19 protein-coding genes are annotated in these 26,537 nt (G+C 71.7%); 9 read left to right on the plus strand and 10 right to left on the minus strand.

Annotated features, from left to right (window positions below; all coding sequences use genetic code 11):
* The 3 genes from ADL01_RS02575 to metK form a co-directional block, all read right to left on the minus strand.
* On the minus strand, nucleotides 1–1,155 hold a 1,155-nt coding region (locus ADL01_RS02575), incomplete at its 3' end, for a homocysteine S-methyltransferase family protein (protein WP_234354474.1).
* Nucleotides 1,152–2,132, minus strand: coding sequence for a carbohydrate kinase family protein (locus ADL01_RS02580; RefSeq protein WP_053740206.1), 981 nt, complete (start codon nucleotides 2,130–2,132; stop codon nucleotides 1,152–1,154). The genes ADL01_RS02580 and ADL01_RS02575, both read right to left, overlap by 4 nt.
* 62 nt (nucleotides 2,133–2,194) lie before the next feature.
* On the minus strand, nucleotides 2,195–3,400 hold the full coding sequence (metK, locus tag ADL01_RS02585; protein ID WP_053740207.1) for a methionine adenosyltransferase: 1,206 nt from the start codon (nucleotides 3,398–3,400) through the stop codon (nucleotides 2,195–2,197).
* Nucleotides 3,401–3,700: 300 nt separating this feature from the next.
* On the opposite strand from metK, the gene ADL01_RS02590 reads away from it, so the two are divergent.
* The 5 genes from ADL01_RS02590 (at nucleotide 3,701) to ADL01_RS02610 (ending at nucleotide 8,982) form a co-directional block, all read left to right on the plus strand.
* A complete protein-coding gene (locus tag ADL01_RS02590; protein ID WP_053740208.1) occupies nucleotides 3,701–4,894 on the plus strand; it encodes a nucleotide disphospho-sugar-binding domain-containing protein in 1,194 nt (397 codons plus the stop codon).
* On the plus strand, nucleotides 4,882–6,723 hold the full coding sequence (gene asnB, locus ADL01_RS02595) for an asparagine synthase (glutamine-hydrolyzing) (protein ID WP_053740209.1): 1,842 nt from the start codon (nucleotides 4,882–4,884) through the stop codon (nucleotides 6,721–6,723). Before ADL01_RS02590 ends, asnB begins: the two co-directional genes overlap by 13 nt.
* 91 nt (nucleotides 6,724–6,814) lie before the next feature.
* Nucleotides 6,815–7,483, plus strand: coding sequence for a TenA family protein (locus ADL01_RS02600; protein WP_053740210.1), 669 nt, complete (start codon nucleotides 6,815–6,817; stop codon nucleotides 7,481–7,483).
* A 115-nt stretch (nucleotides 7,484–7,598) separates the two neighbouring features.
* Nucleotides 7,599–8,750: a cytochrome P450 gene (locus ADL01_RS02605; protein ID WP_053740223.1), complete on the plus strand. Its 1,152-nt coding sequence runs from the start codon at nucleotides 7,599–7,601 to the stop codon at nucleotides 8,748–8,750.
* A gap of 34 nt (nucleotides 8,751–8,784) precedes the next feature.
* A complete protein-coding gene (locus ADL01_RS02610; protein WP_053740211.1) occupies nucleotides 8,785–8,982 on the plus strand; it encodes a ferredoxin in 198 nt (65 codons plus the stop codon).
* A 238-nt stretch (nucleotides 8,983–9,220) separates the two neighbouring features.
* Here ADL01_RS02610 and ADL01_RS02615 read toward each other — a convergent pair whose 3' ends face one another.
* A complete protein-coding gene (locus ADL01_RS02615; protein WP_053740212.1) occupies nucleotides 9,221–10,819 on the minus strand; it encodes an FAD-dependent monooxygenase in 1,599 nt (532 codons plus the stop codon).
* Nucleotides 10,820–10,839: 20 nt separating this feature from the next.
* Nucleotides 10,840–11,853 (minus strand): methyltransferase, encoded by a 1,014-nt coding sequence (locus tag ADL01_RS02620; protein WP_053740213.1) that lies wholly within the window; start codon nucleotides 11,851–11,853, stop codon nucleotides 10,840–10,842.
* Between the two features lie 230 nt (nucleotides 11,854–12,083).
* On the opposite strand from ADL01_RS02620, the gene ADL01_RS02625 reads away from it, so the two are divergent.
* Both ADL01_RS02625 and ADL01_RS02630 read left to right on the plus strand, forming a co-directional pair.
* Complete coding sequence (locus tag ADL01_RS02625) at nucleotides 12,084–13,694, plus strand: FAD-dependent monooxygenase (RefSeq protein ID WP_053740214.1); 1,611 nt, start codon at nucleotides 12,084–12,086, stop codon at nucleotides 13,692–13,694.
* Between the two features lie 13 nt (nucleotides 13,695–13,707).
* Entirely contained in the window at nucleotides 13,708–14,733 is a 1,026-nt protein-coding gene (locus ADL01_RS02630) for a methyltransferase (RefSeq protein ID WP_053740215.1), read from the plus strand.
* 139 nt (nucleotides 14,734–14,872) lie between these two features.
* On the opposite strand, the gene ADL01_RS02635 is transcribed toward ADL01_RS02630, so the two are convergent.
* The gene (locus tag ADL01_RS02635) at nucleotides 14,873–15,349 is read right to left on the minus strand and encodes a MarR family winged helix-turn-helix transcriptional regulator (RefSeq protein ID WP_053740216.1); all 477 of its coding nucleotides are present in this window, start codon (nucleotides 15,347–15,349) and stop codon (nucleotides 14,873–14,875) included.
* A 122-nt stretch (nucleotides 15,350–15,471) separates the two neighbouring features.
* Between ADL01_RS02635 and ADL01_RS02640 the strand changes: the two genes are divergently transcribed.
* Together ADL01_RS02640 and ADL01_RS02645 are read left to right on the plus strand one after the other, a co-directional pair.
* Nucleotides 15,472–16,014 (plus strand): hypothetical protein, encoded by a 543-nt coding sequence (locus tag ADL01_RS02640; protein WP_053740217.1) that lies wholly within the window; start codon nucleotides 15,472–15,474, stop codon nucleotides 16,012–16,014.
* A 188-nt stretch (nucleotides 16,015–16,202) separates the two neighbouring features.
* The gene (locus ADL01_RS02645) at nucleotides 16,203–17,507 is read left to right on the plus strand and encodes a cation:proton antiporter (RefSeq protein ID WP_053740218.1); all 1,305 of its coding nucleotides are present in this window, start codon (nucleotides 16,203–16,205) and stop codon (nucleotides 17,505–17,507) included.
* 422 nt (nucleotides 17,508–17,929) lie between these two features.
* On the opposite strand, the gene ADL01_RS02650 is transcribed toward ADL01_RS02645, so the two are convergent.
* The 4 genes from ADL01_RS02650 to ADL01_RS02665 form a co-directional block, all read right to left on the minus strand.
* On the minus strand, nucleotides 17,930–19,147 hold the full coding sequence (locus ADL01_RS02650; RefSeq protein ID WP_053740219.1) for a cytochrome P450: 1,218 nt from the start codon (nucleotides 19,145–19,147) through the stop codon (nucleotides 17,930–17,932).
* 20 nt (nucleotides 19,148–19,167) lie between these two features.
* Nucleotides 19,168–20,499, minus strand: a complete 1,332-nt coding sequence (locus ADL01_RS02655) for a condensation domain-containing protein (protein ID WP_053740220.1) — start codon at nucleotides 20,497–20,499, stop codon at nucleotides 19,168–19,170.
* The gene (locus ADL01_RS02660; protein ID WP_053740221.1) at nucleotides 20,496–25,784 is read right to left on the minus strand and encodes a non-ribosomal peptide synthetase; all 5,289 of its coding nucleotides are present in this window, start codon (nucleotides 25,782–25,784) and stop codon (nucleotides 20,496–20,498) included. The genes ADL01_RS02655 and ADL01_RS02660 overlap by 4 nt, the downstream gene beginning before the upstream one ends.
* A 121-nt stretch (nucleotides 25,785–25,905) precedes the next feature.
* Entirely contained in the window at nucleotides 25,906–26,103 is a 198-nt protein-coding gene (locus tag ADL01_RS02665) for an MbtH family protein (protein WP_053740222.1), read from the minus strand.
* Nucleotides 26,104–26,537: the final 434 nt, after the last annotated feature.

Raw genomic sequence — 26,537 nt, forward strand, 5'->3', positions numbered from 1 at the left:
ATAGTCGACGCACAGGTCGAGCATGTGCGCGCCCTCACGAATCTGATCCCGCGCCATCTCCACACAGTCGTCCCAGCGCGCCTCCAGCATCGCCTCACGAAACTTCTTCGAACCATTCGCGTTGGTGCGCTCACCGATCGCCATGTACGCCGTGTCCTGACGGAACGGAACCGTCTGATACAGCGAAGCGGCACCCGCCTCCGGCTGCGGCCGGCGCTCGGTGACAGCCGTACCGCGCACCCGCTCCACCACCTGACGCAGATGCTCAGGCGTCGTACCGCAGCACCCGCCCACCAGTGACAGCCCGTACTCACGGACGAAGTTCTCCTGGGCGTCGGCCAACTCCGGCGCGCCCAGCGGGTAGTGCGCGCCGTCCTTGGTCAGCACCGGCAGGCCCGCGTTGGGCATGCACGAGAGCGGGATACGGGCGTTACGCGCGAGGTGGCGCAGGTGCTCGCTCATCTCCGCGGGCCCCGTCGCGCAGTTCAGGCCGATCATGTCGATGCCCAGCGGCTCCAGCGCCGTCAGCGCCGCACCGATCTCCGAGCCGAGCAGCATCGTCCCGGTGGCCTCCACCGTCACCGACACGATCACCGGCACATCCGCGCCAAGGGCGTCCAGGGCGCGTCGGGCGCCCAGTACGGCGGCCTTGGTCTGTAGCAGATCCTGGGTCGTCTCCACGAGCAGCGCGTCCGCGCCGCCGGTCAGCAGGCCCTCGGCGTTGGTCTGGTAGGCGTCGCGGATCTTCCCGTAGGTGATGTGGCCCAGGGTGGGCAGCTTCGTACCGGGACCCATGGATCCGAGCACCCAGCGCTGGCGGCCGTCGCGGGCGCCGAACTCGTCGGCGACCTCGCGGGCGATGCGGGCGCCGGCCTCCGACAGCTCGAAATTGCGCTCGGCGATGTCGTACTCGGCGAGCGCGGCGAGGTTCGCGCCGAAGGTGTTGGTCTCCACGCAGTCGACGCCCACCGAGAAGTACGCCTCGTGGACGGTGCGCACGATGTCGGGGCGGGTGACGTTGAGAACCTCGTTGCAGCCCTCCAGCTGCTCGAAGTCCTCCAGCGTCGGATCCTGCGCCTGAAGCATCGTGCCCATCGCGCCGTCGGCCACCACCACCCGCGAGGCGAGGGCCGCGCGCAGGGAGGCGCCGCTCACAGGACTTCCCCGAGGTGTGGTGTGACGGCGTCCGTCGCGGCGGATCCGTAGCCGCCGCGCAGGGCCACCTTCAGGCCGCGGCGGCTGAGTGCGTAGGTCTGGGTGCCGGTCGTGGCCAGGGCCGCGGATGCCATGGCACAGCCCAGCCAGGCCGCCTGTTCGGTGCCCAGCCGCCAGCTCTGGCCGGCGAGGAAGCCCGCCCGGAAGGCGTCTCCGGCGCCGGTGGGTTCCGCCACGCGGCGTACCGGGACGGCGGGGATCCGCAGGGGTGCGGAGTCGGCGCTCTCTACGCTGACGCCGTCGGCGCCCCGGGTGGTCACCCAGGTGCCCACCTGGTCGAGCACGTCCTGCTTGGTCCAGCCCGTGCGCTCGGTCAGCAGCTCGGCTTCGTAGGCGTTGGTGAACAGGAAGCGTGCGCCCCGCACCACGTCCTGGGCGTCGGCGCGTTCGAGGACGGCCAGTTGCTGTGACGGGTCGGCGGAGAAGGTGATGCCGTGGGTCCGGCACTCGCGGGCGTGGCGGACCATGGCGGCCGGGTCGTCGGGGGAGACGAGGACGTGGTCGACGGCCGTCCGGCGGGCGATCTCGGCGATCGATATCTCCCGGGCCTCGGACATGGCCCCGGGATAGAAGGTGCCGATCTGATTGTTCTCCCGGTCGGTCGTGCAGATGAACCGGGCGGTGTGCGCCCGGTCGCTGACACGGACCCAGTCGGTGTCGACGCGGTGCTCCTTCAGCCAGACCCGGTAGTCGTCGAAGTCGGCCCCGGCCGCGGCCACCAGCACCGGCTGCACACCGAGCCGTCCCAGGCCGAAGGCGATGTTCGCGGCGACTCCGCCCCGCCGGATCTCCAGTGACTCGGCGAGGAAGGAAAGGGAGACCTGGTCCAGCCGCTCCCCGATCAGCTGCTGGGCGAAGCTGCCGGAGAAGCCCATCAGCTGGTCGATGGCGATGGAACCGGTCACGGCGATACGCATGGCTGTGCCTCCTGTGATGTGCGCGTGGTCGAACCCGGTGGTGTGGTGGCCGTGGTGTCGGGTCAGCCGATCGCGGCCCGCAGGGCGGCCACGCGGTCGGTGCGCTCCCAGGTGAAGTCGGGAAGTTCGCGGCCGAAGTGGCCGTAGGCGGCGGTCTGGGCGTAGATCGGACGCAGCAGGTCCAGGTCGCGGATGATGGCGGCCGGGCGCAGGTCGAAGACGGCGGCGATGGCGGCCTCGATCCTGTCCACCGCGATCTTCTCGGTGCCGAAGGTCTCCACGAACAGGCCGACCGGCTCGGCCTTGCCGATGGCGTAAGCGACCTGTACCTCGCAGCGGGTGGCGAGGCCCGCCGCGACCACGTTCTTCGCGACCCAGCGCATCGCGTAGGCGGCGGAGCGGTCGACCTTGGAGGGGTCCTTGCCGGAGAAGGCGCCTCCGCCGTGGCGGGCCATTCCGCCGTACGTGTCGATGATGATCTTGCGGCCGGTGAGTCCCGCGTCGCCCATGGGGCCGCCGATCTCGAACCGTCCGGTGGGGTTGACCAGCAGCCGGTAGCCCTCGGTCTCCAGCTTGGTGCCGGCCTCGCCGAGCGCCGCGAGCACGGGCTCGACGACGAACCTGCGGACGTCGGGGGCCAGCAGGCTGTCCAGGGAGATGTCGGGGGCGTGCTGGCTGGAGACGACGACGGTGTCCAGCCGCACCGGCCGGTAGCCGTCGTACTCGATGGTCACCTGCGTCTTGCCGTCGGGCCGCAGATACGGCAGTACGCCGTCCTTGCGGACCGCGGTGAGACGCTGGGCGAGCCGGTGGGCGAGCATGATGGGCAGCGGCATCAGTTCGGGGGTCTCGTCGCAGGCGAAGCCGAACATCAGGCCCTGGTCGCCCGCGCCCTGCCCGTCGAGCTCGTCCGACTCCCCTCCGACGCGCTGTTCGTAGGCCGAGTCCACGCCCTGGGCGATGTCCGGGGACTGCGCGCCCAGGGAGACGGACACGCCGCAGGAGGCGCCGTCGAATCCCTTCTGCGAGGCGTCGTAGCCGATGCCGAGCACGGTCTGCCTGATCAGGTTGGTGATGTCGGCGTATCCCTGGGTGGTGACCTCGCCGGCCACGTGCACCTGTCCGGTGGCGATGAGGGTCTCCACCGCGACGCGGGAGGACGGGTCCTGGGCCAGCAGGGCGTCCAGGATGCCGTCGCTGATCTGGTCGGCGATCTTGTCGGGATGCCCCTCGGTCACGGACTCCGAGGTGAAGAGGTTACGGGTCACGGGTCCTCCAGCGGCGGATGCGTCTCATGGGCGGATACGGCGGATGCCGGACGGTTCGGGGCCCGGGGCCGTCCCCGGAGCGCTGCGGGAGACGGATGGCGCTCCGGGAACGGCTCCGGGCTCCCGTGAGGCTGGGCGAGCCGACTGCAGACGGGCTCAAGGGCGGCTGGACACGGGGGTGTCGCGGGGGTCGAGCGGATCCCGAGCTGGTTGCTAGCCGGTTGCCGCACTGTCCGTCCAGCACTGGACTCACCCGGTCCGCCGGGGTCCACCCACGTCACGAAGGGGCTGACGGAAGCGATGCGCGTACTGTTCACGACCTGGGCCTGGCCCTCGCACCTGTACGCCCTGGTGCCGCTGGCCTCGGCCTTCCGGGCAGCGGGTCACGAGGTGCTGATCGCCAGCCAGCCGGCCCTGAAGCAGGAGATCGAACGGACCGGGCTGCCCGCCGCCGTGGTCGGCGAGGACGTCGACGCGGTCGGGATGGTGCGCGGATACGTGCTGCCGTCGGCGGCCGGTGAGGCCGCCGGCGGTCCGCAGGCGCCCAAGGAGGGCAAGGGGCCCCGGGCGCTGCGGATGTTCTGGGCGCACGCGGAGTCGATGACCGACGGCCTGGTGGACCTGGCCCGCGACTGGCGTGCCGACGCGGTGGTGTACGAGCCGACCGCGCTGGCCGGCCCGCTGGCCGCCGCCGCCGTGGGGATCCCGGCGATACGGGTGCTGTACGGCACCGATCTGATGCTGCGGGCCCGCAAGCTGCTGCCCGAGCTGCTCTCGCCGCTTGCCGAGCGGCACGGCGTGACGGACTTCGACCCGCTGGGAGCGGTCACCGTCGACCCGTGTCCCGACACGTTCCAGGTGCCCACCGACTATCCCCGGCTGCCGATGCGTCATGTGCCGTACAACGGTGTCGGCGTGACCCCGGGGCCGCTCGGCGTACCCGCGCCGGGTGTCCGGCGCGTGCTGGTGACCTGGGGTCACACCATGGCCCGGCTCAGCCCCGGCCTCTTCCTCGCCGGGGAGGTCGCGGACGCGCTGCGCGGCGCGGACACCGAGGTGGTGCTGGCGGTGACGGCGGCACAGCGCGGGCTGCTGGACCCGGCTCTGCTGTCCGGTCCCGGCGCGGTCCGGGTGGTGGAGGACGCGCCGCTGCACGCGCTGATGCCGGGCACCGATCTGGTGGTGGCGCACGGCGGCGCGGGCACCGTGCTGACGGCGCTGCGCGGCGGGGTGCCGCTGCTGCTCGTACCCCAACTGCCCGACCACACCGGACACGCGGGGCGGGTCTTCGCGGCCGGTGCCGGTGAGGTGCTGTCCCGGGACGAGGCGACACCAAAGCGGCTGCGCGAGGAGGCCGGGCGGCTGCTGGACCCCGAGGCGGGGGCGGCGGTACGCGAGACGGCCCGCCGGCTGCGGGCCGAGATGCGGGACCGGCCCTCCCCCTCCGACATCGTCAACGAACTTCGGACGAAGGTGATCTCGTGTGCGGCATAGCGGGCTGGATCGACTTCCGGCGTGACCTCAGCGAGGAGGGCGCCACCGTACGGACGATGGTCGCCACGCTCGCCAATCGCGGCCCGGACGACGAAGCCGTGTGGACCGACCGGCGGGCCGCCCTCGGCCACCGCAGGCTGTCCGTCATCGACCTGGCGAACAGCACCCAGCCGATGGCCGTCGAGGAGGACGGCCGCACCCTGGCCGTCGTCGTGCACAACGGGGAGATCTACAACTTCCGCCAGTTGCGGCGGCAGCTCGAGGGGCTCGGACACCGGTTCCGCACCGCCGGCGACACCGAAGTGGTGGTGCGCGCCTACCTGGAGTGGGGCGATCGCTGCGCCGAGCACCTGGAGGGCATGTTCGCGTTCGCCGTCTGGGATCCGGCCCGGGACCGGCTGCTGCTGGCCCGCGACCGGCTGGGCATCAAGCCGCTGTACTACGCCAGGACCGCGAACGGTGTGCTGTTCGGCTCCGAGCCCAAGGCACTGTTCGCCCACCCGGCGATGGAGTGCGCGGTGGACTCCGAGGGCTTCGCCGAGCTGCTGGCGTACATCGCGACACCCGGGCACGCGGTCTACCGCGGAGTACGTGAACTGCCCGCGGGCCACACGGCGATGGTCACCGGGGGCGGGGTGACCGAGTCCGCGTACTGGTCGCTGCCGGCCCGTCCCCACGAGGACGACACGGCCACCACCATCGACACGGTGCGCGGCCTGCTCGCCGAGTCGGTCGAGGCGCACCTGGTCTCCGACGTACCGCTGTGCACCCTGCTGTCCGGCGGGGTGGACTCCAGCGCCATCGTCGCGCTCGCGGCCCGCGCCGGAAACCGGCCCCGGACGTTCTCGGTCGACTTCGAGGGGCACACCGAGCGGTTCCAGAAGGACTTCTGGCACGAGGACGCCGACGCTCCGTACGCCGCCGAGGTGGCCCGGCACGTCGGTACCGACCACGAGCCGGTGGTGCTGCGCACCGCGGATCTCGCCGACCCGGTGGTCGACGCGGCGGCGCTGCGCTCGCAGGACCTGCCGCGCCCGATCCCCGACATGGACCGCTCGCTGTACCTGCTGCTGCGCGCGGTGCGCCAGCGCTCGACGGTGGCCCTGATGGGTGAGGCGGCCGACGAACTCTTCGGCGGATACCGGTCGTTCCAGGATCCGTCGCTGACCGACACCGGGAACTTCCCCTGGGTGTCGATGGGGCTGAAGGTGGCTCCGCACGGCATGAGCACCGGACTGCTGGACCCCGGGGTGCTCAAGAAGATCGACGTTCCCGGCTACGCCGCCCAGCGGTACGCGGAGGCCGTGGCCGAAGTGCCCCGGGTGCCGGGCGAGTCGGAGCTCGAGCACCGGATGCGGCGCGTCAGCCACGTCCATCTGACCCGCTGGATGCCGCTGCTGCTCACCCGGGACGACCGGCTGAGCATGGCGGTCGGCCTGGAGCTGCGGGTGCCGTACTGCGACCACCGGCTGGTGGAGTACGTCTACAACATCCCCTGGGAGATGAAGACCGCGGACGGCCGGGAGAAGAGCGTCCTGCGCTCCGCCGTGGCCGACCTGCTGCCCGCCTCGGTGACCGAACGCCGCAAGAGCCCCTTCCCGATCACCCAGGACCCGGGCTACGGCCAGGTCCTCAAGGAGCGGTTCGACGCCGTGGTCAACGACCCCGCCGGACCGATGGCCGGGCTGCTCGACCGCGAGGCCTGCGCCCGGCTCTCCGCCCAGGACCGGCCCATCGAGGTCAGCGGCTGGGGCGAGCGGCGCGACGTGGAGATGGTGCTGCAACTGGACGGCTGGCTGCGCAACTCCCGAGTACGCCTCGACCTGTGATCCGAGAACCCAGAACCCAGAGCCCACAACCGAGCAGCGAGCAGCGAGCAGCGAGCACCAGGAACCGAGAACTGACAGGAGCAGGATGCCCATGCTGAGCAAGGAACTCCAGGAACTGGCCGAACCGGTTCTCGCCAAGGTCAGGGAGCACCCGTTCTGGGCGGGGCTGCGGGACGGTTCGCTGCCACCCGAGTCGCTCGCCTACTTCGTGGAGCAGGACACCGGCTGGCTGCTGCCCGGTTACGCCCGGGCGCTGGCCCGTACCGCCGCCGCCACCCGGTGGGACGCGCACGCCTCGCTGCTGGCCCGCTCGGTCATCGGCACGCTGGAGGCCAGGGACCGGCTGCGCGCCGCGTACGCGGAACTGGCTCCCCGCCTCGAGCTGCCGGCGGCGGCCGAGTCGCCGGAGATCACCGCGCCCACCCACGCGCACTGCTCCTTCTTCCACGCGGCCACCGCCGCGACGGTGGCGGCGGGGATGGGGGCGCTGCTGCCCATGGTCTGGTTCAACCACCAGATCTCCGACGACCTGCTGCGCCGCCATGTGCCGGGCTCCCGCTACGCCGAGTGGATCAAGGTCTACCACCCGGGCGAGGGCTACCAGTACGCGGTGAAGGGCTTCCTGGCCGCGTACGACGAACTCGGGGAGCGCATGGCCGTCCCCGGCCGTGCCGAACTCCTCGAATATTTCACGACCAGCATCCGCTACGAGTGGGCGTTCGCCGAGGCCGCGTGGTCCCGGTCGGGCTGGCCGCTGTGAATCCGATGACCGTGACACCGTCTGTGAAGGGATCGATGTGACCGCCGACGTGAGCCCCGAAGTGTGCCCCCATGCCGCCAACCCTCCCCGGTACCCGTTCGCCTGGGAACCGCCCATGCAGATGCCCGAGGCGCTCAAGAACGTCCACGGGTCCTCGGCGATGGAGGTGACGCTGCCGAGCGGTGACACGGCGACGATGGTCACCCGTTACCAGGACGTGCGCGCCCTGTTCGCCGACAAGCGGCTGTCGCGGAACATCGCCCGGCCCGACTGCGCCCGGATCTCCAAGGACAACGACCTGTTCATGGATCCGCACATCGACCCGGACCCGCCCAAGCACACCCAGGTGCGGTCCCTGGTGACCAAGGCGTTCACCGCCCGGCGTATCGAGTCGCTGCGGCCGTACGTCCAGGAGGTCGCCGACGAGCTGCTGGACAAGATGGCGGCCGGCCCCCGGCCCGCCGAGCTCAACGAGGCGTTCGCGTTCCCGCTGCCCATCATGGTGATCTGCAAGCTGCTCGGGGTGCCCGCCGAGGACCGTGACCAGTTCCGCGGTTACGTCGACGGCTTCCTCGCGGTGACCAAGCTGCCGCCGGAGGAGATCGGCAAGGCCCGGCAGAACCTGTGGAAGTACCTGGGCGACCTCATCGAGGAGAAGCGCAAGAACCCGGCCGACGACCTGATCAGCGAGTTCATCCGGGTCCGCGACGAGGACGACAACCGGATGAACGAGCACGAGCTGCACTTCTGGTGCCAGGGTCTGCTCATCGCCGGATACGTGACCACCGCGAGCCAGATCGGCACCGGCACCGCCGTGCTGCTGCACCGCCCCGACCTGGTCCGGGAGATCCAGGCCGACTGGTCGCTGGTCCCCTCCACCGTCGAGGAGCTGCTGCGCACTCAGATCATGGGTTCCTCGGTGGGCACGATGCGCTACGCGATCGAGGACATCCCGCTGTCCGACGGCTCGGTCATCAAGAAGGGCACCAGTGTTCTCCTTTCCGAGGAGGGCGCGAACTGCGACCGCGAGGTCTTCGAGAACCCCTTCGAGCTCGACATCCGTCGCCAGGAGAACCACCACATGACCTTCGGCGCGGGCATCCACTACTGCGTGGGTGCCGCGCTGGCCCGGATGGAGCTGCAGATCGCCACGGAGAGCCTGCTGCGCCGCTTCCCCGACATCCGTCTCGCCAAGCCGGCCGAGGAACTGCCCCGCGCGCTGGGCGGCTTCATGGAGGGCTTCACCGAGATCCCGGTGGCCTGGTGACGGGATCCAACCGCGAGGTGAGGGAGCAGCAGCGATGCGTGTGGTAGCCAATTCCGAGACCTGTGCGGTCGCCAGCCTGTGCGTCTACCGGCTGCCCGGTGTCTTCGACCAGGACGAGGAGGGGCTGGTGCTCGTCCTGGACGACCGTCCGGACGCCTCGCTGCACGAGGAGGTCCACCGCGCGGTCCGCGCGTGCCCGACGAACTCCATCCGGGTCGTCGAGAACGGCTGAGGCCCGGACGGATCCTCTCCCACGGCTGTGGCCCGGGAACCGAAGTCAGGTTCCCGGGCCACAGCCGTTTCCCCCCACCCCGCGCCCCCCTCAGGGGCGCGGGGAACTGCGCGGCAAACACGACGAACCCGCAGCCGACAAACCGTCCCCCGTCGCCCCCACAGTGCCAGGCCCTGAAAAAAGCGCCGGACGGGCTGGAGACCAGCCCGCCCGGCGCTTTGTGAGGGAAGGGAAACGTTCAGCCGCGACCCAGCAGCCGCAGCACCGCAGCGGTCAGCTCCTCCTCCGGCTTGGCCGCGGCGCCCTGCGCGCGCCAGGCGACGAAGCCGTCACTGCGGACCAGGACCGCGCCGTCGGCGCCGATGCCGTACCGCTCGGCCAGCGCGTTGTCCGGGTCGGTGAGCCCGCCGCTGCCGACCCGGTACGCCTTGAGCGGCACCCCGTGGCGCTTGACGACGGCGACAGCCGCCGCCTCCCAGGCCTGGCCGCCGGCGGCGGTGACCAGCACCGGCCCGGCGCCGTACAGGTCGAGCGAGGAGATGGTCTCGCCGCCGCGCTCCAGCGTCACGTGCGGGGCCCTGGTGCCGGCCTCGCCGCTGAGCTGACGGGGCGGCACCGGCTGGCCCTCGGAATAGCGGTAGCCGAAGACGGTCGTGCTGTAGCTCTCCGCCGGGCTGAGCCCGCCGTCCTCACCGCCGTCCTGGCCGGTACGGTCCTGCATCATCGACATGGTCTGCTGAAGGGTCATCCAGGCCACCGGCTGCCGCTCGGCCTGGTAGGTGTCGAGCAGCGCCTCCCCCGCGGTCCCGTCGAGCACCGCGGCCAGCTTCCAGGCCAGGTTGTGCGCGTCCTGGATGCCCAGGCTGGCACCGAACCCGCCGGTGGGCGGGACCAGGTGGGCGGCGTCGCCGACGAGGAAGACCCGGCCGCGACGGTACTCGCGGGCGACCTGGGCGCCGATGACGAAGCTGAGCCACTTGGCGCCGCCCGCCGGCAGCTGCGGAATGATCCGCACCTTGAGGTCGGGCAGGCCGATGGCGGCCCGCACGAGCTCGATGGCCTGCTCCTCGGTGACCGTCTCCAGGGTGGTGTCCGGCGGCATCGCCGTGGCGAAGATCCAGCGCTGGTCACCGTCGTGCGCGAAGAGGATCGTCGAGGGGGCCGGCCGGTCCAGGTAGCAGACCCCGACCGGACGGCCGCGGGCCGCCTCGCTCAGGTCGGCCTCGAAGAGCACCGAGACCGTGGTGGCGAACTCGCCGGGGCCGTCGAGCTCGACGCCCAGGCCGGAGCGGATCGGGCTGCGACCGCCGTCGGCCGCGATCAGGTACCGGGCGCGAACGGTGCGCTCGCCGCCGCTCTCCCGGTCCCGCAGGACGGCGGTGACGCCGTCGTCGTCCTGCTCGAAGGAGACGAGCTCCGTGGCGAAGGCGAGTTCGGTGCCGAGCTCGGTGGCCCGCTCACGCAGCAGGTGCTCCAGCCGGTCCTGGTCGATGGGCGCCCACTCGCAGGGGCTGACCTCGCCGGTCGGGTCGGGGCTGTCCGTGGGACCGCTGAAGTGGTCCTCGGCGGCCAGGGTCTCCGCCCTGATCATCTGGAGTTTGCTGAAGTCCGTGGCCAGGCTGGCCTCGGCCCAGATCCGGGACTCCAGCCCCGCCTGCCGGTAGACCTCGACCGTACGGGGGTTGATGCCCCGGGAGCGGGGGTGGCTGAGGGTGTCGGGGTGCCGCTCTACGACCATGGTGCTGACCCCGTGCGTGGCGAGGAAGACGGCGGTCGACAGGCCGGCGACCGCGCCTCCGACCACCAGCACCTGCACCTCTGAAGGCGCCTTGCTCATGGGAGACTCCTCTCTCTTGTTCAGGCCTTCTTGCGGCACACGACGAGCGTGTCGTACTCACTGAGGGTGGAGACCTCGACGGAGGCGAAGCCGACCTGCTTGGCGACCGCCACGGCCTCGGACGTGGGGTACTCCTCGCCGCCGTCCGTGACGAGCAGCATGTCGAGGCTGATCACCAGGTTCTCGATGTGCGTGGACTCGTCCTCGAGCATCCGGTCGTACATGAGGAGGGTCCCGCCGGGGTTGACGGCGTCGTAGGCCTTCGCGATGAGCGCGGCCCGCTGTTCCTTGTCCCAGTCGTGCAGGACGTGGCCGAGGACGACCACGTCGGCGTGGGGCAGCGGGTCGTTGAAGAAGCTGCCGCCGTGGAAGGTGATCTGCCCGGTCAGCCCGTCCTCGGCGACCCGCTCGTCGAACAGCGGCTCCATGGGCGGCAGGTCGAAGACGTTGCCGGTGAGGTGCGGGTGGTGCTTGACGATGATGGAGCACAGGTTGCCCCGGGCGCCGCCGACGTCGAGCACGGAGGTGTGCCCCGACCAGTCGTACTTCTGGGCGAGTTCGGGCCCGACGACATGGGTGAGCGCGTCCATCATTCCGACGAACTGCCGGAGGATGTGCTGGTTCTGGGTGACCGTCTCGAAGTCGCTGCCGGACTGGGGCTTTCCGGTGCGCAGCCCCTCCGAGAGCCGGCCCCAGGCGGGGTAGAGGTTCCTGTTGGACCGCTCCAGGAAGCCGCCGACGTAGCTCTTCGTGCCGTGCACCAGGTAGGTGTCCGCGCCGGTGCTGTTGCGGTAGGTCCCGTTCTCGCGCTCCAGCAGGCCGAGGGCGGTGAGCAGGCTCAGGAAGTCCGACAGACCACGCCCGTGCAGCTCCAGAGCGGCCCTGATCTCCTCCTCCGTGGCCGGGCCCTTCTCGTGGAGCACCGTGAACAGGCGCAGCTCGACGGCGGTCAGCAGCGCCTTGGCGTCGCAGAACATGTTGCCGAGCCGGATGATCCCGGCAGGAGTGCTGACGTCGGGAATGGTTTGCGTCATGCGCTTGTGCTCCTTCCAACGCCTGCCGTGGCCGAGTGCCACGCGGCCGACGGACCGTCGCACGGCCGAGTCGAGAGGCCCTCGAACGAAGCCGGGGCCGCCTCGCGGGACGGCCGACGGGACGGGTGGCGGGCCCCTTGTCTCGTACCTCCCCTCCACCGCGTCTTGAGGCGGCGCAGCTATTCATCTCGCGTCTGTCCGAGCGACCGGAGCGTCAAGAGGGGACATGCATGTATGACGTGAGGATTCCAGTGCTGATCATCGGTGGGGGGCCCGTAGGGCTGGCCACCGCCCTTTTCAGCGGACGGCGCGGTGTGCGCACGATGCTGTTGGAGAAGCGTGACAGCACCTCCACCCTGCCGCGCGCACCCGGCCTGCAGGCCCGCACGATGGAACTGTTCCGGGCGGCGGGTCTCGGCCCGGACATCCGAGCTCTGGAGATGGGCGACTCGCACGCCTACTTCGAGGGCGGCATCATCAAGGTGCACACCTTCGCCGACATCGACAACGCCGAGCTCCTCGAGTCCCCTTCGCTGGACGGGCCGACGGTCAGCCCCGAGCGCGTCATGGGCTGCGGACAGGACCGTTACGAGAAGGTCCTGGTCGCCAAGGCGCGGGAGGCCGGCACCGACATCCGGTTCGGTACCCGCCTGATCTCCTTCGAGCAGGACGCGGACGGCGTCACCGCCGTCGCGGAGGAGGACGGCGGCAAGCGGTTCACCATCCGCGCCGACTACATGGTGGGTGCGGACGGCGCCGGCAGCCTCACCCGCGAGGCGCTCGGTGTGCCCCGTAACGGCCGCGGCACCGTCTTCAACGCCCTCAGCATCTACTTCCGGGCGCCCGAGCTCGAAGTGCTGCTGAAGGACCGTAAGTTCATCCTCTGCTACGCCAGTGCCAGCGGCACGCTGATGGGTCTGTCCCGGCTGCACGGCTGTGACCCCTGGCTGGCGGCGCCCATCTACTTCCCGGAGAAGGGAGAGAAGCCGGAGGACTACACCGACGAGCGCTGCATCGACATCGTGCGCAAGTCGGCCGGCAAGGACATCGACGTGGAGATCATGGACAAGGTGCCGTGGCGGGGCGCCCAGCTGGTCTCCGACACCTTCCGTGTGGGACGGGTGTTCCTGGCCGGTGACGCCGCCCACGTGCACCCGCCGGCCGGTGGGTTCGGTGCCAACACCGGTATCCACGACGCCCACAACCTGTCCTGGAAGCTGGCCGCGGTACTGGACGGCTGGGGCACCGACGCCCTGCTCGACACCTACGACGCCGAGCGCCGCCCCCTGGGCAAGGCCATGTCCGAGCAGGCGCTGGTCCGTAACCGGATCCGGCACGGCTACGCCACCGACCAGGACAAGGCCGACTTCGTCGACGACGTCGTCATCACGCTCGGGTACCGCTACCGCTCCTCGTCGGTGGTCGCGCCGGCGGGCGCCAAGGTGCTCTCCCCCGACCTCGAGCTCACCGGCGAGCCGGGTACCCGCGCTCCCCATCTGTGGCTGCGCCGGGGCGAGGAGACGATCTCCACGATCGACCTGTTCTGGGACTCGTACGTGCTGCTCACCGGCCCCGACGGCGGCCACTGGGCGGAGGCGGCGACGAAGGTCGCGGAGAAGCTCGGGGTCCCGCTGCGCACCCATGTCATCGGCGCGGGCGCGGAACTGCGGCCCACGGACCGTGAGTTCACCGACGTCTACGGGGTGGGCCCGGCGGGCGCGGTGCTGGTGCGCCCGGACGCCTTCGTGGGCTGGCGTTCGGCGGAGTCCTCGGACGACCCGACGGCGGTGCTGTCCGATGCGATCGCCCGCGTGGCCGGCCATGTGCCGGCCACGGTCTGAGAGGACCGACGAGATGACGGACACCGACACCGCCGCCGGACCGGCGGCCGTGCTGGGCCAGGCCATGGCGTTCCAGTCGGCGAAGCTCGTGCTGACCGGGATGGAGCTGGGCCTGTTCGAGGCGCTGGCCAAGGAGCCGGGCGACGAGGAGGAGCTGCGCAGGCGGCTCGGCCTGCACCCCCGGGGCACCGGGCACTTTCTGGCGGCCCTGGCCGAGCTGGGTTTCCTGGAGCGCGGGGAATCCGGCCGGTACCGCAACTCGGACATCACCGGGCAGTGCCTGGTGCCGGGTGCCGAGGGCTATCTGGGCGGCTTCCTGCGCGCCGCCGACCAGGTGATGTACCCGGCCTGGGGCCGGCTCTCCGAGGCGCTGCGCACCGGGGCGCCGCAGGCCGCCACGTACAGCGGCGAGGACATGTTCGGGGAGCTGTACGACAGTGAGGAGAAGAAGGACGGGCTCGTCGGTATGGCCGAGGACGCCAGCCGTCCGCTCATCCCCGCGCTGACGGAGGGCTTCGACTGGGCGGCTCACCACTCGGTGCTGGAGCTCGGCGGCTGCCGGGGCAACGTGCTGGCCGGTCTGGCGCGGGCCCATCCGCACCTGGACACCTGTGTGTTCGACCTGCCGCAGCTGGAGCCCGACTTCGCCGCGCACATGGCGTCGATCGGGATGACCGGCAAAGTCCGGTTCCAGGGCGGGGACTTCTTCGCGGGTGCCCTGCCCCAGGCCGATGTCCTGATGATCGGCCACGCGCTGATCGACTGGAACGACGAGCAGCGCCAGCAGCTGGTCCGCAACGCCTTCGCGGCGGTGCGGCCGGGCGGGGCGTTCCTGGTGTGGGACCCGGTCATCGTGGACGGTGAGGACAGCTATCTGCGGAACCTGGTCCGCAGCCTCAACCTCCAGCTGATGACGCCGCACGGCACCGGGTACGACCTCGCCCAGTGCGCCGAGTGGATGCGCGAGGCGGGCTTCGCCTCGGTCAGCCACACCTCACTGGGTCACGACGTCACCCTGGTCATCGCCAGGAAGGAGTGACCCACGGCCTCGCGTTCCCCGTCCCGGGCACCACCCGGAACAACCGGGGGGCGCCGGCCCGCACCCCGGCCCCGGTGGCCCGCGTCGCTTCGGCGTCGCGGGCCACCGGCGTCTGTGGCGGTCGTACGGTCCGTGGCACTCAGCCACGGATCCGGGACACGTGTTTCTCCTGGACCTCGCGGCTGCCCCGGACGAAGTCCAGCAGCAGCCGCAGCTCCACCGCCGAATAGCGCTGGAGCCCTTCTATGGCCTCCTCGGCGAGCGGCCGGTAGATCTCCTCGGCGGCCTTCCGGGTGCGGTCGCTGGGCCGCACGACGGACCTGCGCCGGTCGTCCGGGTGCGGTTCCCGGGTCAGATAGCCGAGCTTGTCCAGCCGGTCCAGCATGGCCGTGACGCTGCCGGTGGTGAGTCCGAGCGCCGTCCCCAGTTCCCCGGGGGTGGCGCTGTCCCGCTGGAGCAGTACGTCCAGACAGCGCAGGTCGGTCTGATTGACGCCCAGTCGGGCGGCCGCTGCCGCGTCGACCGCCTCCACCGCGCCCTGGAGGGCGCGGATCTCACCGGCGAGTTCCCAGCACAGCGCCTCATTGCTCGGGCCGCCCGCAGCTTCACTTGACATTCAAGTATCTCGACCTTCAAGATAGAGGTACACCTTGAAAGTCAAGATAGTTGACTCCCAAGGAAAATCAAGCCGTAGAAGTAATCGGGAATGTTGCCCGGGTTCCAGAGAGGAACACTGTGATGAACACCCCGCAGGACAAGGAACAGCACAACACCGAGCCGGAGCCGACGCCGAGCGAGCAGACGGTCACAGACGGGGACACCGTCCGCGTGGAGGTCTTCTACACGACGGAGAAGAAGCTCGGCCACTGGACCGAGGCCCGCAGGATCGAGGTCCGCGCACGGCAGTCCTCGCTCCAGCTCGACCTGCGTTCCCACCGGATCCCCGAGGGCGAGATCGTGGTGCACCTGCACGCCGAGCGCTCCACGGTCAAACTGCTGGTCCCGGACGAGGCCGTCGTCGACGAGACGGAACTGGAGCTGCCCGACCGCTCCAAGGTCAAGGACGCCCAGCGGCACGCACCGGCCGACGGACGGCGCATCCGGCTCACCGGGCGACTGCAGCACAGCGAGATCCGGATCACCCGTGGCGGCATGGCGAACCTCACCACCATGTTCACCCGCGAGTTCGTCGAGGAGGCCCAGCGGGCGCACCGCGACGGCGACCACCCCGCGCTCCCCGACCCGTCCCTTCCGGGCCCCCGGCCCAAGGACATCGCCTGACGTTTTTCGACGATGCCTTGAGGGGCTCCCCTTACCTTCGCGGCCTGCCCGCCGTTCTCCGGCGGGCAGGCCACAAGACCAAAGGGGAGCCACGCAATGACCCAGGACCACACTGAAGCGCCGTTCACCGGCCCCGCGCTGACGCCGGGGAACGCCCCGGTCCCCGCCGACGGGGAAGGGGCCACTCGATGGAGCTGAGCACGGCTGGGACGCTGCTTCTCGGTCTGGCGGTGATCGTCGGGGTGGCCCGACTGCTCGGCGCGCTGGCCCGGCGCCTGCGGCAGCCCGCCGTGATCGGTGAGATCCTCGGCGGGATCCTCCTCGGACCGACGCTGTTCGACGGCGAGATCACCTCCTTCCTCTTCCCCGCCGACGTCCGGCCGTCCCTGACGACGCTGGCCAACGTCGGCGTGTGCGTGTTCATGTTCCTCGTCGGCCTGGAGTTCAACCGGGGCCTGCTGCGCGGTCAGGGCCGCATCGCGGTCAGTGTGTCGCTCAGCGCGGTCGTCCTGCCGTTCGCCCTCGGCGCGCTGCTCGCCCTGCACCTCGTCGCCGACCATCCCACCGGGGACCGGCTCGCCTTCGTGCTCTTCCTCGGTACGGCGATGTCCGTGACGGCGTTCCCGGTGCTGGCCCGCATCCTGACCGACAAGGGCCTGATCGACACCCCCATCGGCGGGCTGGCGCTCGCCGCGGCAGCCGTCGACGACGTGCTCGCCTGGTCGATGCTGGCCGCCGTGGCAGCGCTGGCCGGTGCCGGCGGGGCCCCCTGGCAGCTCCTGCTCGTCCTGCCCTACGCCGCCGCGCTGGTGTGGATCGTACGGCCGCTGCTGGCCAGGCGCGCCAGGCGCGAGGCGACAGCAGACCGGCCCGTCGGGCGGCTGACGGCGCGGCTCACCGACGCGGGCGTACTGCTCGCGCTCGCCGCCGGCCTGCTGCTGTCGGCCCGGGCGACCGAATGGATGGGGTTGCACCTGATCTTCGGAGCGTTCCTCTTCGGCATCGTCATGCCGCGCGAGGGCGCCTCGAGACTGCGCCGGCACGCCCTGCCGCTGGTCGAACGACTCTGCTCCGTCCTCCTGCTCCCGGTGTTCTTCATGGTGGCCGGCCTCAAGGTCGACCTGTCGTCGATGGACGCGACGGCGTTCGGCGAGCTGGGGCTCATCCTGCTGGTGGCGATCGGCGGCAAGTTCGTCGGCGCCTTCGTCGGAGCCCGGCTCAACGGTGTGCGACCACGTCACTCGACCGTGCTGGCCGTCCTGATCAACACCCGCGGCCTCACCGAACTGATCGTGCTGACGGTCGGACTGCAACTGGGTGTCCTCGATCAGCCCCTCTACTCACTCATGGTCGTGATGGCCCTGATCACGACGGCCATGGCCGGCGTCCTGCTGCCGTTCGTGTACCCCGACGAACGCATACGCCAGGACCTGGCCGCCCGCGACCGGGCGGACGCCTCCGGAGGCGACGCGTCGGCACTGTCCGAGAAGTAACCGCCACGCGCCAGAGCCGTACAGGCGGGCGGTCCCACCGACGGGGCCGATGCGGCCACTTGAACGACGGCACGGTCCTCCACCGCTGTTGGCCGTGGAGAACGGTGCCGTCGTTCAGCGGGCGGCGGGGCAGGGCCCGGGTCGACAACGGCCGTCGCGGCACGCACCCCTCGACGCGTGCGGACGAGGCGGAGGCCCCCGGGCGCGCCGGTCCCCGGTGCGGACGAGTCCCGCATGCCGCCGACCGGTGGCGTAGTTCGAGGTCGGCGAGCCGGCATCACCACCGTGAAGTCGCGGCCGGAAGGCCGTCTGGGAGCGGACGTGTCGACCTTGACGCCGTTCGGCATGGCGGCTCGGCCGCTGAGGGCCGGCCGGGACGAGGCGGGGGGCCAGGCCCGGGCGGCCTCCTCGTCCCGGCCGGGTCACCAGGTGACGAGCAGCTCGTCGAGGCTGTAGAGGGTGAGCTCGGTGCTGAAGGGGAGCTGGTCCAGCGGCTGGACCAGCCGCAGGTCCGGGATGCGGCGGAAGAGCGTCTCGTACGCGACGCTCATCTTGACGCGGGAGAGTTCGGCGCCGATGCACTTGTGCGGGCCGTGCCCGAACCCGAGTTGCCGTCCGGCCTGGCGGGTGATGTCGAAGGTGTCGGGGTCGGGGAAGGTGTCGGCGTCCCGGTTCGCGGAGTCGAGCTGGACCAGGACCCCCTCGCCCGCCCGGATCAGCTGACCGCCGAGGGTGAGGTCCTCCAGTGCGCCGCGCTGGCGGCCGTTGACCGAGACGGTCGCGTAGCGCAGCGACTCCTCGACCGCGGAGGCGACCAGCCCGGGACTCGGGTCGGCCTTCAGCAGCGCGAGCTGGTCCGGGTGGAGAAGGAGGGCGAGTACCCCGAACTCGATCATGTACGAGCTGGGTCCCCACCCCGCGAAGAAGAGCACCTGGACGGTGGAGACCGCCTTGGCCCGGGTCAGCCCGTCGGTGGCCGCGTATGCGGCGAGCAGCCGGCTCACCATGTCGTCCCCCGGCTCGCGCATGCGCAGGTCCACCAGGTGCTCGAAGTAGTCGTTGAGATCCTGGAACGCCTGGCTGCCGGTCTCCTTGGACACCCGGCGTGAGCCGATCCTGCGGCTGCCGGTCTGGAGCAGCGGCCGGTCGGCCGGCGGAACGCCGAGCAGTTCGCCGATGGTGTGGGTGGCGACCGGCAGGCACAGTGCTTCGTACAGGTCGCACGGCTTGGTACCGGCCAGCATGCCGTCGATCGCCTCGTCCACGATCCGCTGGATGGCCGGCCGGGCCTCGCGGGCCTTACGGGCAGTGAACTCCTTCACCAGCAGACGTCGTTCGATCAGGTGCTCCGGTCCCTCGACGAAGGCGAACGGCAGGTCGATCTCCTGGCGCGCCGCCGAGGTCGGCTGCGTGTGCGGGAATCCCGGGGTGCGCGGGTCCGAGCTGAGCCTGCTGTCGGCCAGCGCGGCCCGGACGTCGTCGTAGCGGGTGACGAGCCAGGGCTCGCTGCCGTCCCAGGCTCGAACCCGGACCAGTCCGTCCGTCTCCCGTAGCGACCGGTAGGCCGGGGGCGGGTCCATCGGGCATCGGGCGTCACGCTGGAGGGGGTAGTCGTCGGGTGCGGTGGACAGGTCCGTCATGGCGGTGCCTCCGTAAGGAATCAGGGGGTCAGGAGCCGGTGCGGCGGCAGCAGCTCGGACAGCCGGGCGGTCGAGCGCAGTGCGACGCGGTCCAGCAGCGCGAGGTACCCGCTGATGAGGTCGTCGGCCTCGTCGGGGGCCACCACGCGGGTGTCGTGCTCCACGCGGACACTGCTGTACCGGGAGTGTTCGCGGAGGCGCAGGGTCAGGTCGAACCTGGAGGCTCCGGTGGGCAGGTCGAGCTCGCTCACCCGGCACCCCGGCAGGGCGAGCGAGCCGGTGCTGCCGACCGGGTGGTGAGCGAGGGTGGGCAGGGTCTGCCGGCCGGCCGTGACCTGCCCCGGGAGTTCCTCCCAGGGCAGGTCCTTGTGGGCGAAGGCCCGTCGTGCGGCGGTGGCCGTTCGGTGGGCCAGCTCGGTGAAGGGCGGGTCGCCGGTCAGGTCGACACGCAGCGGAAGGGTGCCGACCAGGAAGCCGAGCAGGTGCTCGGTCTCCGGAAGGTCGCGGTGGGCGACCGGCGTGCCGATCACCAGTTCCTCGCGGCGGCTCCGGCGGCCGATCACCGCGCCGAAGGCCGCGGCGAGGACCGCGAAGAGGGAGACTCCCTCGCGCCGGGCGAGGGCGCGCAGGGCCTCCTGGGTGCCGGTGTCCAGGTAGCGGGTGACGGTTCGGCCGGGCTTGGCCGCCGTGGTGTCGTCGGCCGGTGGGCCGAGGCCCGGGGCCGCGCCGTCGAGCTCCAGGTCCCACCAGCGGTGGAGCTCGCGACGGCGGGCCTCGGTCAGCCGCCCGTGCTGCCAGTGTGCCCAGTCGGCGTACTGCAGCGGGAGCTCGGGCAGCTGCGGATCGGTTCCGGTGAGCGCGGCCGCGTAGCAGGCGGCGAGTTCGCGCAGCAGGACATTCCAGGACCAGCCGTCCGCCACGAGCAGGTGGACGGCCAGTACCAGCAGCAGCTGATCGGGTCCGGTGCGGAGCACCCCGACCCGGGCCAGCGGCCCGCGTTCGCTGTTGAACGGCTGCTCGGCGAAGGCCCGCGCGCAGAGCAGCGGTTCGCCACCACTGCGGCAGTCCAGCGGGCCCAGGGGAAGCGCGGCCGCCGGCAGCACGAGTTGGACGGGTTCGCCGGACGCGGAGAGCGGGAAGACGGTGCGCAGCGGCTCGTGCCGCTCGACCAGGTGTTCCAGCGCCCTCTGGAGGGCGCCGGTGTCCAGGCGGCCGTCGAGCTGGAAACATCGGGCGGTGCTCTGCAGGGCCCTGGTCGGGTCGAGGGTGTGCAAGGACCAGAGCCTGCGTTGCAGGTGGGAGAGCGGAAACAGCGTGCCGTCCGCCGGGGCCGCCGGGCCATCGCTCTTCACCGCTGCGCCCGGGTGACGGGGCCGGGGATCCGGCGCGACAGCCTGTGCGGGCGCTCGGCGGGTGGCGCCGCGGCGGTGTGCAGGGCGGCGGACAGTCGTGCGACGGTGGGGTGCGCCAGCACGGTCGCCAGGTCGATGTCCCGCTCCAGCGCCTGGCCGGCCTTGGCGGCGTACCGCATCGCCAGCAGTGAGTGGCCGCCGAGCTGGAAGAAGTCGTCGTCGGCGCCGACCTCGGGCAGTTCCAGGAGTTCGGCCAGGACGCGGGCCAGCACCTCTGCGGCGTACCCGTGGTCGGCCGGCCGACCCGACCCGGTGACCGCGGGCGGCGGTACGGGCAGCCGGGAGCGGTCCAGCTTGCCGGTGGCGCCCAGTGGCCATTTCTCCACGACCAGGATGGTCTCGGGCACCAGGTATCCCGGCAGCAGCGCGGCGAGGGCTGCCCGCAGGGCGGCCGGCTCAACGCGGCGGCCGGGCTCGGGGTGGGCGTAGCCCACGAGTCGGGCCTCCGATCCCCCGCTGCGGTGCGCGACCACCGCTGCTTCGCGGACGCCGTCCTGAGCGGCCAGCGCCGCCCGTACCTCCTCCGGCTCGATCCGGAACCCGCGGATCTTCACTTGGTGGTCGAGGCGTCCGAGGAATCGCAGGTTGCCGTCCGGCAGCCACTGCCCGCGGTCCCCCGTGCGGTAGAGGCGGGCTCCGGGCTCGGTGGAGTACGGGTCCGGCACGAAACGCCCGGCGGTCTCGGCGGGTCGCCCGAGGTAGCCGCGGGCGACTCCGGGGCCGCCGACGCAGATCTCGCCGACGCTGCCGTCGGGGACCAGGTTCAGCCCGTCGTCGAGCAGCACGACGTGGGAGTTGGAGACCGGCCGTCCGATCGGCACCTCGGTGCCGATCCGTTCCACTGCGCTTGCCTCGAACGCCGTGGCATAGACGGTCACTTCGGTGGGTCCGTAACCGTTGACCAGGCGGCGCGTACCGAGTTCGAGCGTGGCCCGTACGGCCTCCGGAGGTGCGGCCTCGCCGCCGATGACGAGCGTCTGGAGCTGGGCGAGGGCCTCGGGCGCCGTCTCCAGCATGACCCGCAGCAGCGGTGTGACCAGCGTGAGGTGGCTGATCCGGTGGCGGACGATGCGCCGGGCGATCTCCTGCGGGCCCGCCGAGGCCGGGAGGAGGTGGAGCGCGGCGCCGTTGAGCAGGGCGGACCAGACCTCCATGGTGAACACGTCGAAGACCGTCGCGTTGGTGGCCAGCACGCTCCGCCCAGGGCCCAGGGCGGTCATGTCGGACGAGCGGAGGCGGGCGACCAGCGACCGGTGCTCCACCTCGACTCCCTTGGGGCGTCCGGTGGATCCCGAGGTGTAGATGACGTGGGCGAGATCGCGGGGGCTGCCGGGCGCGGGCAGCGCGGACGGTCGGTCGTACGACGGGTCCGGGCGCGGCGTCAGGGTCTGCCACCGGCCGACCGGCAGACGGGCGGCTTCACCCGGGTCGGCCAGTACGGTGCGGGCGCCGCTGTCGTCGAGCAGCGCGGCCAGGCGGGCCGGCGGGTGGGTGGGATCCAGGGTGAGGGAGGCGGCCCCGGTCATCAGTGTGGCGAGCATCGCCACCACCAGCCTGGCGGAGCGGGGCAGGTGGAGCGCCACCACGTCGCCCCCGCCGACCCCGGAGTCACCGAGGAAGGCGGCCAACTCCGATGCTTTGAGCCATAGTTGACTGTATGTCAGGGTTTCGTCATCCGCAGACACCGCCGGTGCCTGCGGGGCCGCGGCAACCCACTGCGCGACCACGTCGGGCACCCGGTCCGTCGATGGTTCGTCCTGGCGCCCGAGGGCCCGCCGAAGCAGCCGCTCGCGTTCTTTTGTCGAGACCAGCGGGAGTTCGGAGAGCACGGTCCGCGGGGCGCGCACCACCGCTCGCAGGATCTCCTGGTACGTGCGCATGAGCCCGGTGACGAACCCCGTCTCCAGCTGGTCGGAGTCGAACTCCCAGGAGACGGTGATGCCGTCCAGCGCGGCGCCCGGGCTCGGCGGCACGGGCCCGTCCGAAGCGGGAACCCGCAGGACGTTGCCCGGGGCGCGGCCGATGCACCCGGCGGCGAAGTAGCGCGGGAAGGCGATGAGGTTCAGGTCGAACTTGGCCGAACCGGTGCCGAGGCCCTCGATGACGTCCAGCGAGAACGGGGCCGCGCCGAGCCGGCCCGGCATCGCGTCGTGGAAGCTGAAGGAGGCCTGGACCAGCGGATTCACACCGGGGACGTGCTCGGCCCGGCTCTGCGCGAGGATGTCCTCGAAGGGCAGGTCCTGGTGGTCCAGCGCGGCGTGGACGCTGTGCCCGACCCGGTCCAGCAGCGCGGCGAACGTGGGATCGTCCGCCATCCTGCCACGCAGGACGACCGTGTTCACGAACATGCCCATCAGGTCCTCGGTGCTCTGCCAGCGGCGGTTCGCCACCCCGGAGCCGACCAGGACGTCGTCAGCGCCCGTGCTGCGGGCCAGCAGGGCGAAGAACGCGGCCAGCAGCACGGCATACAGGGAGTGGCCGTGGCGCCGGCCGAGCGCTTCGAGGGCGCGGGCCAGCTCGCCGTCGATCTCGACGCGTGGCGCAGCCCCCACGAACCGCCGGTCGGCTGCGGCCGCGCGCCGGGGCAGCGGCAGCATGGTCGACGCACCGGCGAGCTCGTGGCGCCAGAAGTCGCGCTGGCGCCGCGCCTCGGGGCCGCCGCACCATTCGCGCTGCCACCGCGCGTGGTCGTAGTACTGGATCTCCGGCTCGGGCCGGCGGACTTCGCCGTACCGCTGGTGGTCCAGGCAGCCCTCCACCAGCTCACGCAGGAAGACGTTGAACGACCAGCCGTCGTGCACCAGGTGGTGCTCCGCGTGGACCAGGACGTGCTCCTGGCCGCCCAGCCTGATCAGCAGCCAGCGCACCAGTGGTTCGCTGTCCAGGGCGAAGGGGCGCATGACGAACCGCTCGACGGCCTCGCCGAGCAACCCCTCCTGCAGGTCCGCCGGTTCATCGCTCAGGTCGAGCAGCGGCAGTTCCACCGGCCGTGCCGGCTCGATTGCGCAGTGCAGCATGCCGCCGTCGTTGTGGAAGCGGCTGCGCAGGACCTCGTGGCGACGCACCAGGTCGGTCAGCGCTGCGGACAGCGCGTTCGGATCCAGCACGCCGCCGATCCGCAACGCTGCCTGGGCGTGGTAGGCGAGTGAGTCGGGGCGCAGCTGCTGCATGAGCCAGATCCGTTCCTGCGCGAAGGACGGCACCCGCCGGGGTCCGTCCGGCAGCCCGCGCACCGGCCCTGGCACGGCCGGGGGCAACTCGCCTCCCTCGAGCGCCGCCAGCTCGGCCAGCGTGGCACCGGACAGGACGGCCGCGAGCGGCAGCCGTCGGCCGAGAGCAGCCTCGGCGCGCGCCACGAAGCGGGTGGCCAGCAGCGAGTTCCCGCCGAGCGCCAGGAAGTTGTCGTCCCGGCCGACCCGGCCGTGTCCGAACAGAGCAGCCGCGAGCGAGGTGAGGACCTCCTCGTCCGGTGTCCGTGCGGCCTGGTATTCGGCAGCCGTGCGGGGGTCGGGGAGCCGGGACCGGTCGACCTTCCCGCTCGGGGTCAGCGGCCAGTCGTCGAGCACCAGGACGGCGCCGGGGAGCAGGTGGGCCGGGAGGCGACGGGCGAGCTCCGCACGCAGCCCGGCGCCGGTCGGCCGGTGGCCCGGCTCCGCGACGGCGTACCCCACCAGGTTGCGGTCGCCCTGACCGGCCGCCCCGATGGCCACCGCTACGGCGTCGCGCACCCCTGGGAGTGCCGCCAGCGCGTTCTCGATGTCGTCCAGGCGGATCCGGACGCCGCGGATCTTCAGCTGATTGTCGCGGCGGCCCAGGAACTCCACGCCACCGCCGGGCAGCAGTCGACCGAGGTCGCCGGTGCGGTAGAGGCGGGCTCCGGGAACAGCGCTGAACGGGTCCGGGACGAAGGCCTCGGCGGTCAGGGCCGGCCGGCCGAGGTAGCCGCGTCCCACCCCTGCTCCAGCGACGCAGAGTTCGCCCACATCCCCGACGGCCGCCGGCTCCAGGTCATCGTCCAGGACGACCACCCGGACGCCCTCGACCGGCCGGCCCACCGGAACCCGCTCGGCACCGGAATCGGCTTCCCCCGGGTGCAGGGTGGCACAGACGGTGGTCTCGGACGGGCCGTAGCCGTTGAAGAAGCGGTGGCGCGCGCTCCAGAGCCGAGCGGTCTCGGGGAGGCAGACGTCGCCGACGCTCAGTACGACGTCCAGGTCGTCGAACTGCTCGGCGTCGAGGGTCCGCAGGACGGCGGCCGGGAGCACCGCGTGGGTGACGCGCCGTCGCCGCAGGACAGCGGCGAGCGGTTCGCCCGAGGTCTCCGAGTCGGTGACCGCCTCCAGCCGGCCCCCGTGCGCCAAAGCCAGCAGCAGGTCGAAGACCGCGCCGTCGAAGGTGGGGTGGGAGAACTGGAGGACCCGGGAGCCGGGCCCCAGCGCGGGCAGCGTCTCGGCCTGGGCCCGGACCAGGTTGGCCACTCCCCGGTGTTCCAACATCACCAGCTTCGGCTCCCCGGTCGAGCCCGAGGTGGCGATCACGTACGCGAGGTCACCGGGCGCGGCTCGCTCCGGTTCGACCGGACTCGCCGCGTCCGCCCCCGCGAGGCCCGCCGGCTCCTCCACGCCCCCCGCGCCCTCCGCGCCCTCCGCGCCCTCCGCGCCCTCGCGGTCCGACTCCGGCCCCGGCCCCGGCCCCGGCCAGATCAGCTGCGCCACTCCTGGCAGTGCCGACTCCGCCGTAGCCGAGACTGCCACCCGGGCCCCCGCCGCACGGGCGGCCTGCTCGCGCCAGGCGAGCGGGTCGCCCGGTTTGAGCGGAAGAAAGGCACCGCCGGCCGCCCACACCGCCAGGGCGGCCTCGGCGAAGGCGACGCCGCGCTCCAGCGTCACCGCGACCACGTCCCCCCGGCGCACTCCCGCCTCGCGCAGCCTGCCCGCCAAGCATTCCTTCCTCGCGTGGAGTTGACGGTACGTCCAGGTCCGCCGCCCGTCGCCGAGCGCGATCCGGTCGCCGTTCACCCGGGCGATCCGGTCGATCACTTCGCCGGCCGGGACCCACGCGTCGGCGCTCGCGGGCGCCGGATCCGGAGCCGGTAGTGGCCCGGCCGAGCGGTCCGCCGAGTCCTCGGCGAAGTCGAGTCCGGCCACGGCCCAGGTCGTCCGCAGCCGCAGCGAGCTCAGCAGCCGCTCGTACTCGGCTCCGGTGGGCAGAGAAAGTCCGTTCATGACACTCCTTCGGCAATTGACACCCGGATGCCCTCCGCTCATGCCTGACCGGTCGAGCCCTCCACCTGCGGGACGGCGGCGGGCGCGCCCGCCGGACACCCCGACCGGACAGGGCCAGGACCTAGTGGCGGGCGCTGAGCGGACGCAGGTCGGTCCAGACCTCGTCGATGTGGCGCAGGCACTCCGACTTCGGGCCGCTCGGTCCGGTGCTTCGCCAGCCGTTCGGCAGGGGCCTGCCCACCGGCCAGATCGAGTACTGCTCCTCGCCGTTGCACACGACGAGGTACTGGGTCGCGCTCGGTCGGGGCACGTTGTCCATGCGGGGTTCTCCTTGTCGGGAACACGGCGTGCGCACGCACGGTGCGCAGGCGCGCCAGGCCCCGTCGGGGCCTCGTGGGCGACCTCTGCCAGCCTCCTCGTCCGCCGACGCCGTCGTATCCCTGAAACCCCCCAGTGTCGCCGCGAATCGGACCCCAGGTTTACTGGAATCCCGTTCGTGATCCTTTACGGCCGGGCCCCCGTTTCAGCAGATCTGCGCGGTGGGGCAGCCACGCCTGAAACAGGCTGAAGTCCTACAACCACCCGAACTCGGACGCTGGAGTAGGCCACCCCTGCTGTCGTGACCAGCCCGAACGGTTCGGCCCGTGGAGAACCGACTACGCACGCCACCGGCTGTGGGCTGTCCGGGTGGTTCGTAGATGCCCGGGTGACCACGCCCCGGCAGGCGGCGCCGGGCCGCACGGAGGGTTTCTC

Origin of the sequence: Streptomyces sp. NRRL WC-3618 (genome assembly GCF_001280005.1) — a bacterium.
GTDB lineage: Bacteria > Actinomycetota > Actinomycetes > Streptomycetales > Streptomycetaceae > Streptomyces.